Source organism: Stenomitos frigidus ULC18 (assembly GCF_003003795.1).
Lineage (GTDB): Bacteria > Cyanobacteriota > Cyanobacteriia > Leptolyngbyales > Leptolyngbyaceae > Stenomitos > Stenomitos frigidus_A.
Window position 1 is genome coordinate 25,695 of the sequence record NZ_PVWK01000160.1, and the last position, 13,035, is coordinate 38,729.

Below are 13,035 nucleotides of genomic sequence, written 5' to 3' on the forward strand. Positions count from 1 at the left end.
CTTAACCACCCTAAGCTCATGGCTTCTACACTGAAAGCTTACGCATACTTGGCGGTAGGCTAGTGGTCAGAAAGTCAATCACGGCCTCTAAGCCTTGCTGTGTCTTGAGATTAGAAAACACAAAGGGTTTCTTGTCCCGCATTTTCCTGGCATCCCGATCCATCACGTCTAAATCGGCACCGACGTGAGGAGCGAGATCAATTTTGTTGATCACGAGAAGGTCAGACTTGGTGATCCCGGGTCCACCTTTGCGAGGAATTTTATCGCCGCCTGCTACATCAATGACATAAATGGTGAGATCGACGAGTTCTGGGCTAAACGTCGCTGCCAGATTATCGCCACCGCTTTCGACAAACACCAGATCGAGATCAAGAAACTGCTGCTCCAGGTCTTCGATCGCCGCCAAATTCATCGACGCATCTTCTCGAATCGCAGTATGTGGACAACCGCCTGTTTCCACACCACGAATGCGATCGCGCGATAGTGCCTGACTCCGGACTAAAAACTGCGCGTCTTCCTGGGTATAAATATCGTTGGTGACGACTGCCAGGTGGTAGCGATCGCGCATCGCCTTGCACAACGCTTCCACCAGCGCTGTCTTCCCCGACCCCACTGGACCCGCGACTCCAACTCGAAAAGCACTCATAGAATTTTAGCTTGTGGGTTGTAGCCAGACGTTTTCTGCGTCAGTCCTGAGGACGTTTGAGAAGTTTACCAGACTACATCTCATCCACAAAGGGATTAGCCTTTTAGCTGTTGAAGCCTCACGAACACATACGGGGTTTAGCTGCTGGAGATGCCTCCAGCAGAGGACACGATCAAGGCTTTTTCGCGTTATATCCTTGCTACAGGAGATTATGCGAAAGACCCATGCCTTTGCGGCATCTTGTCTGCGGCTCTACCGTCAAGATCGGCTCAAATTAACGCACTAAGTTTTGTTTAAGTAAAGAAGAAACCCTTCAATAGGGCTGTATAGTACTTTGGCTCATTCGCCAAACTTGAGTTTGAATGGGTTCTCTCGTTACGGGGTCAGTCTCTATGGGTATACCGTTTGTTTTAGATGTTGCGATCGGCTTAATTTTCATCTACTTGATTCTTAGCTTGCTCGCATCAGAGCTTCAGGAACTGCTCACAACGCTGTTCCAGTGGCGAGCAAAACATTTAAGAGACTCGATCGAAGTGTTTCTGGCCGGTGGTAGTAGTACTCCCGAAGCAGAAGAAGTCAGAGTTCTAGTCAGTAACCTCTACGACGATCCACTGCTAAAAAACGTTAACCAAGAATCAAAAAGCTTCATTGCCAAAGGCGCACGCGAAATTACTCGTTGGTTGATTCCTGGTAACAGAAAGGGGGCGTTTGGGACTCAGCAATCTTCAGGCCCGTCTTACATTGCTCCAGAGACCTTTTCAACTTCGCTACTCGAACGGGTGGGGATGTCAACCTTAGCGAGAAAGCTCACCGAAGTGAGGCTAGAAAAGTTCGCCATCAGAATTGTTGGAGGCTTTAAGGTACAAGAGGGTGAAGCGCCGTTGAGTGATTGGGAAAAGGGCAGAATTCGGCTCATTGCTGAAAAAGCCCGAAAAGACTTAACCAATGATGCCAATTTCGCGACGCTTGTAGAAGAGTATGCTGATATCCTTCACGACTATACGGTTGAAGCAACAACATTAAATACCTGCGTCGAGCGTATGGGCGAAAGCCTGGATGCGTATATTGCGAATTATCCATTGCCCACTGCTCAAATGACTGAGCCAGTTACCATCTCTCCGGTTTCAATGGAAGTGTCTCAAGGGTTTGATCCAGCGGCGGCACCATCTGAAATACCGGAATCGGCGCCGACTGCTTCAACCAATGACGAAGATTTAGTCTATTTCGCAAAGCGTTTAAGAGCGTTTAAATTGAGCCTTTTTGGTGCAGATAACGAGCGGGCAATCCTGTCTGGTGGGTTGCGCCCAAGCTTATCTGAAATTGCTCAACTGGTTGATGCAAGCAGCACCACCTATCAAGAAGTTGCTCAGTCATACAAAACGCTGCTTGAAAAAGCAGTGCCACTAGAAGCGCTAGTCAATCCTGAATTGGAGCAGCAGCTTTTAGAGTCCTATCCCGAAGCGATCGAAAAAGAGATTGTGCAGGCGTATCCTGAGACTGTTGAAGAACAGTTTGTCGCGATCGTGCCAGATATCTTTAAGACCGTTGAAAAGCAATTAACCAATCGCAGACGCAAAACCTATCGAGCCAGACAGAACCCACAGATGAATTTGCTGAAGCAGCAGCGGCGCACGCTTCATAAAGCGCTGGGTCAATTGGGCGCAGAACAACGGCAACAAGTTTTAAGTGCGGTGCTCAACCAGTTTGGTGGCGATGAACGGACAGTAATCATCAACAAGGGCCTGGAAGAACTGAGCAATGAGCAACGGTATATTGTCATCAATATCGTCTTTGTAAAGTTGGGCTTAACCAATGAAGATCGCTCAGTTTATGACAACTATCAAACCTATAAAACGATCCAGCAAGCATTAGGAAAACTACCCAACTCGATCAAAGATAGCTTTGCAATTCTTGCCAGACGAGCGCAGTCGAAAGTGCAACAGATTAGCCATGATGTCAGTCAGTTTCGCACAGAGGTCGAAGTTTGGTTCGATCGCTCAATGGAACGCGCTTCTGGTGTTTACAAACGCAATGCAAAAGGCGTGGCAATCTTAATTGGATTATTACTGGCAAGTGCCACCAACGCAGATGCCTTTTTTATTGTGAACCGCTTATCCAACGATGAAAATTTACGTAAAGTCATCACGGATCAAGCGGCACAATTGCCTACAAGAGATCCTTCAGCACCAGTCAAGCCATTAGATCAGGAGCTTAAAGATTTAAAGCAACAGACTGATACAGCCCTCGACGATCTATCGCTTCCAATTGGTTGGAAACCGGAGAACTTTTCCAAACAGTTTGAGTGCCCCCTTCCGCCTCCGCCTCCGCCTCCTGGCTCCCCAGCTCAACCCAACAACGTAAAGCCGACCAGCACTCCCTGTGACATTCTTTCTGAGCGAGGGACCCTCACTCCAAACAAAATCTCCCAACTCATTGTATCGAGACCGATCGATGCGCTCAAAATTCTGCTTGGTTGGATTGTTAGTGGTCTGGCGATCGCAATGGGTGCCCCCTTCTGGTTTGACCTGCTCGGCAAGATCATGAACGTGCGTAATTCTGGCAGCAAACCCCAAACCGCAGCCACCAAGGAAACGGCGAAATGAGGGGTGATTTGATTCCGGTTCCCTCTCCCAAATTGGAAGAGGGCTAGGGAGAGGGCGATTCGGGCAATGATGCAAAAGATTTGTCAGTCAATCAGGGAGAGAGGTAAGGAGTTTTAGCCTTCATCCCTTATCCTTTAGCGTTTCCCTGACTTCTTGCCATTTGCTCCAATGCCGTTTGCAAATCCTGCGTCAAGGTGGCAACCGCTTGCTTAGCGTTCCGTCGGCTGCTTTTGTAGTCGTCCCAACGATCGGACACCGAAAGCGGTTGACCGATCGTCAAAATAGCCTTGAGTTTACCCAGTTTGGGGCGATCGAAGGAGTTGCCGCCTTTGATGCGCGTCACCATACCCCACATCAATAACGTGGTTTCGGCGAAGCGTTCGACGGTGGGTTTTTCCAGTACATACTTGCCCGTTACGGCAACGAAGCTTTCAACAACGCGCATGTGCCAAATCCGGAGGTCGGCTTCTTCTGCAATCCGATCGGCCAATCCGTGTTCCAGGGGCGAAACCTGGTCGATCGCCTTCAGGTCTTCGCGGTAGATATAGTCCCAACCAGCCTGTTCTAAGCGCCGGCAGCGATCGATGACGCTACCTTTGGGCTGCAGGTTGAAATACTGCTCTGCTACTTTTAGGGCGGCATCCATTAATGCGTTCAGTCGGGTGGCGAAGGCGGCATGGGAAGGCGTCGCTGCCGGGTCTGAAGCAGGAGTGCTGTAGTCCTTAGTGATCGCGAGATCCTGGTGATAAAAGCGGCTGTAGAACGCTTCCATCACCGACAGCAAATTTTCCCCCAGGCGATACAGTCGCCCATAAAGAACGTCTTTGTTAATGCCATCTTCGCCAGTAACAGCGGCATGGCTTGGATTCACTGTGAGTCCTGCATCCTTCTCTAGCTCCGTCAACAGTTGGTCAATGGCGTGCCAGGGTGGGGTGATATAGCGGTACTGAATGCCGATCGGCACAATGAGAACTGTCTCAGAGCGATTGGCTTTTTCTAAATCTTCAGCGCACCAAAAAGCGAGTTGGCTTAGTCCTGGTTCCAACGGGCTCACAATTTCGGTATGACCATTGGTGGCACCTTCAGGAGCGGCGGCTAACGGCAACGAGCCATTGGCAAATAAATCGCGAGCAGACCGCAAGCCAACGCGATCGACCTTACCGCGATGAATGGGAGTGCCACCCAGACGAGAATATAGCCAGCCCATCCTGGCACCAGCCCACAGCGGAATCCCGCGATCGTACATAAAGTGGGCATGAATCGGACGTCGCAGCGTGATCCCTTGCTGCCGGGCGACGTTGGGCACAATGTTTGTGAGCAGGGTTGCCAATGCAAAGGGGTCATTCACACTGGGATGCCGAAACGCTAGCAGCAGTCGGATCTTCCCTGCCTGAAATTGGCGATAGAGATCCACTAAGACCTCGACATTGTGGGCTTCAACCTGCCTCAAGGGCGTCCGCGATCGCATAATCAGCGGCAACAGCCATTGCAACACTTTCACAACCGTCAGGTTGAGCTTGGGTGGAATAAATTCCAATGGCGGTTGCACTTGGCGAATAAGGCGAGGCAAGGGAGTCTCCTTCGTAATTGTTGGTTGTTAGTTTTTAGTTATTAGGAAGCAGAAGCTAGATGATAGAAGGTAAAAGCTGACTGCTGAACGCTGATAGCTGAAAGCCGCTTTACTCAAAACTCTCTTTCTCTTCTGTTCTCTAAAAGATAAACATCAGCTTCAGCTTCCACGTTTCCTCATTGCGGATCAGTTCGATTTGGCGAATAAATTCGCGGAAGTAGAAACGACGCTCCGCTTCAGAAAGGTCGAGCCAGAATTGGGGGATAGACACAGTCTGAGCGATTGCCTGTAAATTTACTGGAGGAAGCTGTGCCAGTTTGCTCTGGAGCACAGCCATTTCAGTCCGTAGTTTGTAGGCGCGGAGATCGGCAGTCTCTTGATCGAGAACGCCGCTGGTGACCAAGGGCGGCAGTTGTGCGAGGATGGTTTGCTTGGCAGCGATCGCGCCACCGATACCCTGTTTTATTGTGCCCACATCGGGTAGATCCCCACCGGCTACAGCGCGAGGCAGGTCTTCGCAGATGCGTTCAATGGTTTGCTGGAGGATGGCGCCGTAGTCGATCGCCCCACACTTCGGTGTTTGGGTGCATCCAGTCGGGCGCAGGTAGAGATACTCGCGATCGTGGCGGGGTGCAGAGACACGGGTGACAGTCATGGGCGATCGACACTCGCTGCATACGACTAATCCTGCTAGAGAACGTGGTGCGCTGGCAGTGCGGGGAGGCATTTGGCGGTTCCGTCGCAGCAGGCGATCGACCTGAGCGGCTTCTTCACGCGAGATGATGGGCGCGTGCGTATCGCTGACCAGTTCACCGTTTTGATACGCCAGATCACCACGATAAACGGGATTGGTGAGCCAGCGATGCCCTGTCGAGACGGCGATTTTCTTACCGTAGCGTTTCGCCAAATAACGCACCGCACCATTCAGTGATCCATAGAGCAAAAACTGCTCGAAAAAGTCTTTGACGACCGGAGCCGTGCTGCGATCGACCACATAGCGACTTTTGCTGCGTCGATAACCATAGGGTGCTTTTCCCGGTGGTGGTAACGCCTGCACGCGGTTCTGAGCGTGTCCCTGACGAATGCGACGACTCCGTTGCTCGCGCTGTACTTGCTGCAACAGCTTGAGCAAATCTGCCTGTAAATCTGCCCCCTTGAGGATGGGTTGGTCAGCCAAAGCAGGAGGCATTGTGCTGGTTGCTTGCTCTGTCACAATGAGACGAATGTTCAACGCTTCCAGTTCAGCCAGCCGATCGCCCACTGCCTGCACAGAATCACCCAATTCTTCCACGCGCCGAATAAGCAGATAATCCGCTGGTGCTGCCTGACAGTCTTCGAGAAGCTGCTGCCACTGCTGCCGAGCCGCACTCTCCTTTCCTTTTTTCGGTACGGTGGCGATCGCCAAGTCTTGATAGACATGATCAATGTCCCAACCCCACAGATCGCGATCGGGCGTTGGTTCGAGTAAAGGGTCGCTGTAGAGATAGGCAATAATTTTCATTGTGCCGGGTGCGATCGATCTGCCACCATGAGCCAGCAATCCCGATACTTGCCTTCGTGCAGTTCATGGGCAGGCAGCTGCTTAACCTTGCTAAAGCCACACTTTTCGTAGCATCGAATGGCGCGGGCGTTGCTGACATGTGGGTCTATCAACACCTTATCAGCTTGCAGATGCTCAAACAGGTAGGTCAAAGCGGCTGACAGCGCTTTCGTACCAATGCCTTGATTCCAATCATGCGACTCGCCAATGAATAGGTCAACGGCATAAATGGTAATGCTTTCACCAATGTCGTAGTCGCCATACTCCTGTCTGTCAGACTCTGTGAGGGGATAGTACTGTAAGTAGCCGATCGCCTCAGTTTGGTACAGAATCAGGCATGGTGTGATGTCCTCTTGCCATAAAACTTTGGGACGATACGCTTCTAAAACCCTTGCCAACGGATACGGATTATCTCTGCCTTCATAAAATTCCAACACCGCTTCATCAGTAAGCCACTTTGCCATCAGCTGATAATCCTGCATGTCGTCTTGCATGAGGCGAATGGCAACATCGTCCTGCTGCATTAAAACCACACCGATCAAGCTTGCTAAACCTCACCGAGCTCAATCACATTGCCATCGGGGTCTTGAGTAAAGAGGGCAGCACGACCAGATGCACTTACTTGAGTCGGGCAATTGTGTGCTAGAAGCTGTTCTTTGGCTGCATCCAAATTGGCGACCGAAAAAGCAATGTGTTGATTACGTCCCCATTTTTCAGGGTTGTTCAGTTCAATGGTGAACGCATCGGCAACAATCAAATGGATCTGGAAGCCAGCCACTTCATACCAGGCTCCAGGAAAGCGAAGCACACGATCGACTTTCTCTAGCCCCAGGACAGAGCCGTAAAATTGCTCCGATCGCTCCAAGTCTGAAACCAGCAGTGCAGTGTGTAGGCAGCGAGTAATCTTCATGGTGATCAACCTGTGAGCATCAATCTCCAGAATACCGGAACTCATCAAGGGCGTTTCTTAAAAAGCGTTTCTCACTGCACAGACATCTCCATCAAGCATTGGGCAATCCGGTTTGCGGCTCCGGGTGCACCCATGCGACGACGACCGTTTTCGGCGATCGTTTGCAGCGCGTCGGGATTTTGTAGCAGAGATTGAATGACAGCCGCAGCACGATCGGGTTCCTTCACCAGCATCACAGATGCCCCTAACAAGCGAGTCTGCGCCTCGGCAAAACCAGGCGTAAACTGTGGACCTTTACCAGGAATGATAATCGCAGGTTTGCCCAGTCCGATAAATTGTTCCGTTGCAGTGCCTGCCATCGCGATCGCCACATCCGCTCGATGCAAACACTCCGCAAACCGACGCTGCGCCAAGACCAAAGTGGATTTGCGATCGCCCAAACCGACGGTGTAAGAACCCTCCGCCACCTGCTGCCAGCGATACGCCATTAAGGCTTTGTGGAGCGTTTCTGTCTCCAGTCCAGGCGCGATCGCCGCCAAAAATGTCAGCGGTCGCGGCATCTGCGCAATCATGCCATTCACCGCTTGCAAAATTGTTTCCCAATTGGCATACGCTTCCGGTGGACGCGAACCAGGCAGGAGGGCGATCGTCAAGGCAGACGGCTTCAGGTTAAACGCTAAATCCCGCTCTTCATCCTTAAGCCTTAAGCCTTTATCCTTTTCCCCTTCCCCCTCCCAATCCAGCCTATCCATCATCGGATTGCCCAGGTCAAACGCTGGAATGTTTCGACGCTTAAGGCTCGTTGCCGTGATTGTGTCTCTGGGAAAAACTGCTTTGCAATTGGGATGGCTCATTAGCCAGCGTTCCCACGGATGGTAGATGCAGCCTGTCCAGCGTTCGAGGCGATCGTCCCACCACGATCGGCGCGGCAACCAACCACCCTCATCACGCAGGTAGTATTCTGACTTGGCGGTACCTACAAAGGCGTAGGGAAGCCCACTTAAGCGGGCGAAGAGGAGCGGTACAATGTCGCCGACAGCAAGGATGAGAGAGTGGGGTGTGGGGTGTGGCGGCTCGTGAGCCTCGCCGAACGAGGTGTGGGGTGTGGGGGTGGCTGCTTCTTTTGCCCAAGCTTGAATGGCGCGGAGTTGTGCCAGGGTGAGTTGGAGTAAGCCGCCTCGAATGTCGCGTACAAGCTGTCGCCCATCCTGATAGATGAAGCCGCCAGAGGGCATGGTTTTAACAGAACCGATGAGAGGAATACCGCTATCGCTATAGGCATGACCTTCACCCACGATCGGCAACGCTGCAAGTTCTGGTGGTTCGGATTGTTGCTGAAGTTCGCGCAAGATGCGGAGGGCGATCGCATCTTCACCATGACCATTGCTGAGACAGAGTACGCGCATGAGAAGCAGGAGACTGAGGACTGATGGCTAGAATAAGGCAGATAGACGACCACCAGACAAATTAGTGCCCTTTAGCTTTAATTTTGTCCCACTGAACTTAGGCGGTTACTCTAGTGCCGTTTTGTACGATCGATGCGCTGCTTTCAGTTACAGGTGTAGGTGGAAGCATGTTAGTCGTGCTGCGGGACGTAGATCGTCGTCCAGTGGAGCGTGGCTTTCCGCCTGCCATGCGATATTCTCGGCTGTCTTCACCGTAACGCGCTGCTACGTTGACCATCAGCCGTTTAGACAGATCGGTGAGAGCTTGCTCGGTGAGTTCAACGTCTCGCTGAGCATCATCAACGGTTGACAGCAGCGTGTTGTAGTACGCAAGTCTCTGCCGCATTTGGTCAATCACATCGGCGTATGCCTGTGCCGTCACCCCGTTGCCAAAATCGAGCATACGCTCGATCGACTGCAACGATTCCAATTGGCGTTCTGATTTTGCTAACACGCGTGAATTTCGTTTCGGGCGTGGCATGTGCACCTTCCTTAAAGAGAACAGTCTGTGAAAGAACTGCCTTAAGGTAGCGAGGAAAACATGGCGCTGTTCACCGTGATTCTGAGGAAGTTTGTTGTAATTTCACACAAACGTATTGGTAAAAACCGTAGTTTTGCAGAACAAAGACTAGAAACACGAAAGGTTTTTGAAAATGGTCGGGATGTTTATAAAAACCAGATCGCTATTGCGAAGGACTGTTGAAGCGTTCAGCAAAACGTTGCAAGCATTATGATTGATCATGCGCCATTCATCAGCAATGTTGAGAGGTTTATGAAAAATGTTGCGATGATTCTGATTAATAGCAAATTGTTTACACTAGCGCGAAGGCAAATCCGAGAAAAAGAAGCACGGATTGCCCACCGCATTTCTCCTAGAGATTTGCTGAGATCCTAACGCGCAATCCTTTGCGTTGCTAGCGTCAATGAGCAATCCTGCTATTTTATAGGTTGTGAGGCTGCTCACTGACGCCGTTAGGACTAAAGCGCCTTGAACTCACTTTGCTCAAGACAGATCGTCACAAACTTCGGGGCAAGCAATGCGTAAATTCTTATTCTGGATTGGATGGAGTTACGTCGGATTCTCTATTTTGTGGTTGATCTTACGACTGGGGTTCTCTGATCACCTCTGGTCGCTTCTGCTAGTTAATGCCACGGCTGACTATCTGTTTGTACCGTTGCCTGTTTTGTTAGTAGCCAGCCTGTTACACCAACGATGGCAATTACTGTTGGGGCTAAGTATTCCAGTCATAACGTTTGGTGTCCTGGTGGGGGCACCGTCCTTACCACCCTTTGCAAACGCTCAAGAAAAGAATGTCATTCCCCTTTCCAACCATATCGATACTGCCGACACGCTCTTTGTGTGTGGCTGGGATGAGGTATTCGCTCTTAAGCTTACGTCCGATGCTGAAAAGCCAGCGAAGATTTGGTCATGGAAAGCTGCCACTAGTCCTGGTCTTCCAAAACTGATGGTTACCAAGTTTGCCACTACTGATGAGTGCAAACCGATCGAGCAAGGGCGGAAAGTTCTTATTACCTCTTCAACAAATGGCGTTGCACTGGTTGAACAAGCGACTGGAAAAGCCCTATTTTATGCATCTGTACCAGGAGCACACTCTGCGGATTTGCTACCAAATAATCGCATCGTGGTCGCTGGTGCAGATAGTCCCATCGGTGGGCACACCCTCCAACTGTTTGACGCTAACACGTCTGCTCGTCCACTGTGGAAAACCGAGTTGTACTCTGGACATGGGGTCTATTGGGATCAGGCTCATACAGTACTCTGGGCGCTCGGTCGCTATGAACTTCGCCAGTACGAACTAGTTCGGTGGGAATCGAAGTTACCAGAACTAAGATTGAAGCAATCATTCCTATTACCTAGTCCGGGCGGACATGATCTTTCTCCAAATTTTGATCGATCGACATTATTCATAACCACGGACACTGATGTCGTTCTGTTTGATCTACAGTCAAATACATTTATAAGTGAGTCAAGGATGAACCGACTGACACTGGTGAAAAGCATTAGTGTTCATCCAGTTACTAAGCGCCTAGCGTATGTGCAAGCTGAAGGTGGACACTGGTGGAGTTCGCGTATACATCTTTTGGAATCCAAACAATCGAAGGCTGAGCAAACAATCTTGCTGAAAGGAGAACGCCTTTACAAGGCAAGATGGATTGATTAATGTTGCAATTGCCGGTTTCCCTGATCTCAGATGTAGTGTCACACGGTCACCACATTTTGCACAATTGTTGAAACATAATATCTCCATGCCCGGAAATGCTTTCCTATAGAATCCTGCTTGCATAGAGCTTCGCTCTGCCAAAGGCATAGGCAATTTTACTTTTGGTGAGACCAACTACTCGAAAGACAGTGTTGTTGAGAGGCATTGAGATTAATAGTTAGGGTAGAACTGCCATGAAAAATACCTTGGTTTGGATACCATCCGTCGTTCTTCTCGTTTTAGCAGGTTTTGGTCTAGTCAGTTGGACACAAACTCCTGTCAGCAGTTTGGTTAACTGGATCGTTGGTATTGCCATATTCAGTTGGTTACTAGCAATTACGATCGTGCCATGGAACGTTTATTTTCAAGCAAAGGAAGTGCTGGTAGATGCGACCCTTTCTACTGAGCAAGGTATTAGCGTGAATGCTGAGCAGCAACAGTATGCGGTCATGATTGCACAACGAAGTTTGTGGGTTGCACTTTTGTTGCATCTTCTATCCGCAGTGGCACTCTATCTACTAGCACTTTGGCAAGTGAGTGCCATTGGTTATTTTGGTTCTATCGCTGCGCTTCTGCTGACTGTTTTGCGTCCAACTGTCCGAACCTATCAATTCTTGGCAAGGCGCTTAGCGATGATTCAAAGTGGCTTTAAGTATCCTCGTGAAGATGTTCTGGAATTGAGAGGACGGGTCATGGGGCTAGAAGGCAGGGTTCAGGAAATGAGCCAGCGATTAGATTTGAATAATTCGACTTCCTGGATTTGTGTGCAGCAACGTCAATGGGAGGCATTGCGTCAGGATCTTACTCGTCTTGCCAGTTCCCAGGAAGAGTTCAAAGCAATCAACCGATCCGAACATGCTTCTCTTTCCCGTGAGGCACAACAGGCGATCGCCCAGCTCAGTGAAGATAGCCAATTTCTCAATCAGGCGCGCGAACTGATTCGCTTTATCAAGTCGGCATAAAGGCAAAAGTCTTTGACGATAGATGTCGAGTCAAGAGTCTTCTTTCACCACGATAAACTGGCAGTATGAAACTCTTATTGATAGGACTTATTCGCGGCTATCGGGTATTTCTCTCGCCGCTGTTGCCGCCAACGTGTCGCTTTCAGCCAACATGTTCGCAGTATGCGCTGGAAGCGGTCGATCGCTTTGGTGTCTTGCAAGGCGGTTGGTTAGCCGCACGACGCATCTGTCGCTGTCATCCCTTTCACCCTGGCGGTTACGATCCGGTACCATTGCGATCGCAGCCTGAGCCACTGGAACGGGAAGAGCTTTAAGCTGCTATGAAACCCTACCAGCATGTTGCGATTGTCGAGTGTGATGAACCCCTACTACCCATTCCTGAAGACCACTTTGCCTTTGTGTGCCCTCATCCCTATGCCAAAATAGGTGCGCCGTATGGCAATAAGTCACCCTTTTACCTGCGTGACGGAGTGATTCAGCGGTTGAGTGAAGCTCAGACTACGCTGCAACAGCACCATCCTGGTTGGCGGCTACAAATTTTTGATGCATATCGCCCGATCGCCGTACAGCAATACATGGTGGACTACACGTTGCGGGAAGTCGCTCAGGCAAAAGGCTTGCAGCCGGATCAGCTGACTGAATTGCAGCGTCAGGAGCTTTTAGAACTGGTTTACGAGTTTTGGGCAGCGCCAAGCGCAAATCCCGCCACACCACCGCCACATAGTACCGGAGGTGCGATCGATTTAACGCTCGTGGACGAGACCGATCGTGTAGTGGACATGGGGTCACCGATCGATGAGCTTTCACCCCGTTCATACCCTGACCATTTTGCGTTGAGTGAAGACCTGCGCGATCGCGCGTTTCACCAGCATCGCCAACTGTTGCGATCGGTCATGCTTGCCGCTGGCTTTCAGCAACACCTCAACGAGTGGTGGCACTTCTGCCTGGGCGATCAGATGTGGGCATGGCTGACGAATCAGGGAACGATGGGAGGTGTAGTGGCGCGGTATGGAAGGATGCAGGATGAGAGATGAGGGAATGAGGGCAAAAGAGTTATGACTTGGTTCTGAGTTCTTGCATGCTGACTACTGACTGCTGACTCCTAACCCCTCTCTCCTTTCCCCTCTCCCCTCTCCC

General features: G+C 50.5%; 12 protein-coding genes. 5 read left to right on the forward strand and 7 right to left on the reverse strand.

The annotated features are described in order from the left end of the window. Positions 1-25: 25 nt before the first annotated feature. A complete protein-coding gene (ureG, locus tag C7B82_RS30375; protein WP_106261010.1) occupies positions 26-646 on the reverse strand; it encodes an urease accessory protein UreG in 621 nt (206 codons plus the stop codon). A gap of 362 nt (positions 647-1,008) precedes the next feature. On the opposite strand from ureG, the gene C7B82_RS30380 reads away from it, so the two are divergent. Further along, entirely contained in the window at positions 1,009-3,249 is a 2,241-nt protein-coding gene (locus C7B82_RS30380) for a hypothetical protein (protein WP_146141318.1), read from the forward strand. Positions 3,250-3,376: 127 nt separating this feature from the next. On the opposite strand, the gene C7B82_RS30385 is transcribed toward C7B82_RS30380, so the two are convergent. From C7B82_RS30385 to C7B82_RS30410, 6 genes are all read right to left on the reverse strand, one after another. Then, positions 3,377-4,819, reverse strand: coding sequence for a lysophospholipid acyltransferase family protein (locus C7B82_RS30385; protein ID WP_106261013.1), 1,443 nt, complete (start codon positions 4,817-4,819; stop codon positions 3,377-3,379). Between the two features lie 139 nt (positions 4,820-4,958). Further along, positions 4,959-6,320 (reverse strand): recombinase family protein, encoded by a 1,362-nt coding sequence (locus tag C7B82_RS30390; protein WP_106261014.1) that lies wholly within the window; start codon positions 6,318-6,320, stop codon positions 4,959-4,961. After that, a complete protein-coding gene (locus C7B82_RS30395) occupies positions 6,317-6,883 on the reverse strand; it encodes a GNAT family N-acetyltransferase (protein WP_106261016.1) in 567 nt (188 codons plus the stop codon). The genes C7B82_RS30390 and C7B82_RS30395 overlap by 4 nt, the downstream gene beginning before the upstream one ends. 23 nt (positions 6,884-6,906) lie before the next feature. Next, a complete protein-coding gene (locus tag C7B82_RS30400; RefSeq protein ID WP_245940169.1) occupies positions 6,907-7,314 on the reverse strand; it encodes a VOC family protein in 408 nt (135 codons plus the stop codon). A 26-nt stretch (positions 7,315-7,340) separates the two neighbouring features. Continuing rightward, positions 7,341-8,675, reverse strand: a complete 1,335-nt coding sequence (locus C7B82_RS30405) for a lipid-A-disaccharide synthase-related protein (protein ID WP_106261018.1) — start codon at positions 8,673-8,675, stop codon at positions 7,341-7,343. Positions 8,676-8,772: 97 nt separating this feature from the next. After that, positions 8,773-9,195 carry a hypothetical protein gene (locus C7B82_RS30410; RefSeq protein ID WP_106261019.1) on the reverse strand — a complete coding sequence of 141 codons (423 nt, stop codon included), beginning with the start codon at positions 9,193-9,195 and terminating at the stop codon, positions 8,773-8,775. Positions 9,196-9,751: 556 nt separating this feature from the next. Here C7B82_RS30410 and C7B82_RS30415 point away from each other — a divergent pair. The 4 genes from C7B82_RS30415 to C7B82_RS30430 all read left to right on the forward strand — a co-directional run bounded on the left by C7B82_RS30415 (position 9,752) and on the right by C7B82_RS30430 (position 12,932). Beyond that, entirely contained in the window at positions 9,752-10,897 is a 1,146-nt protein-coding gene (locus C7B82_RS30415) for a DUF6528 family protein (protein WP_106261020.1), read from the forward strand. A 233-nt stretch (positions 10,898-11,130) separates the two neighbouring features. Continuing rightward, positions 11,131-11,898: a hypothetical protein gene (locus tag C7B82_RS30420; protein WP_106261022.1), complete on the forward strand. Its 768-nt coding sequence runs from the start codon at positions 11,131-11,133 to the stop codon at positions 11,896-11,898. 65 nt (positions 11,899-11,963) lie between these two features. Then, positions 11,964-12,212 (forward strand): membrane protein insertion efficiency factor YidD, encoded by a 249-nt coding sequence (yidD, locus tag C7B82_RS30425; protein WP_106261023.1) that lies wholly within the window; start codon positions 11,964-11,966, stop codon positions 12,210-12,212. Positions 12,213-12,218: 6 nt separating this feature from the next. Further along, the gene (locus tag C7B82_RS30430) at positions 12,219-12,932 is read left to right on the forward strand and encodes a M15 family metallopeptidase (protein WP_106261025.1); all 714 of its coding nucleotides are present in this window, start codon (positions 12,219-12,221) and stop codon (positions 12,930-12,932) included. The last annotated feature ends 103 nt before the right edge of the window (positions 12,933-13,035 follow it).

What these genes read in the sequence shown, in the direction of transcription:
- C7B82_RS30430 (WP_106261025.1), top strand. Translation starts at nt 12,219, where the DNA reads ATGAAACCCTACCAGCATGTTGCGATTGTCGAGTGTGATGAACCCCTA.
- C7B82_RS30420 (WP_106261022.1), top strand. Translation starts at nt 11,131, where the DNA reads ATGAAAAATACCTTGGTTTGGATACCATCCGTCGTTCTTCTCGTTTTA.
- C7B82_RS30380 (WP_146141318.1), top strand. Translation starts at nt 1,009, where the DNA reads ATGGGTTCTCTCGTTACGGGGTCAGTCTCTATGGGTATACCGTTTGTT.
- yidD (WP_106261023.1), top strand. Translation starts at nt 11,964, where the DNA reads ATGAAACTCTTATTGATAGGACTTATTCGCGGCTATCGGGTATTTCTC.
- C7B82_RS30410 (WP_106261019.1), bottom strand. Translation starts at nt 9,195, where the DNA reads ATGCCACGCCCGAAACGAAATTCACGCGTGTTAGCAAAATCAGAACGC.
- ureG (WP_106261010.1), bottom strand. Translation starts at nt 646, where the DNA reads ATGAGTGCTTTTCGAGTTGGAGTCGCGGGTCCAGTGGGGTCGGGGAAG.
- C7B82_RS30405 (WP_106261018.1), bottom strand. Translation starts at nt 8,675, where the DNA reads ATGCGCGTACTCTGTCTCAGCAATGGTCATGGTGAAGATGCGATCGCC.
- C7B82_RS30390 (WP_106261014.1), bottom strand. Translation starts at nt 6,320, where the DNA reads ATGAAAATTATTGCCTATCTCTACAGCGACCCTTTACTCGAACCAACG.
- C7B82_RS30415 (WP_106261020.1), top strand. Translation starts at nt 9,752, where the DNA reads ATGCGTAAATTCTTATTCTGGATTGGATGGAGTTACGTCGGATTCTCT.
- C7B82_RS30400 (WP_245940169.1), bottom strand. Translation starts at nt 7,314, where the DNA reads ATGAGTTCCGGTATTCTGGAGATTGATGCTCACAGGTTGATCACCATG.
- C7B82_RS30395 (WP_106261016.1), bottom strand. Translation starts at nt 6,883, where the DNA reads ATGCAGCAGGACGATGTTGCCATTCGCCTCATGCAAGACGACATGCAG.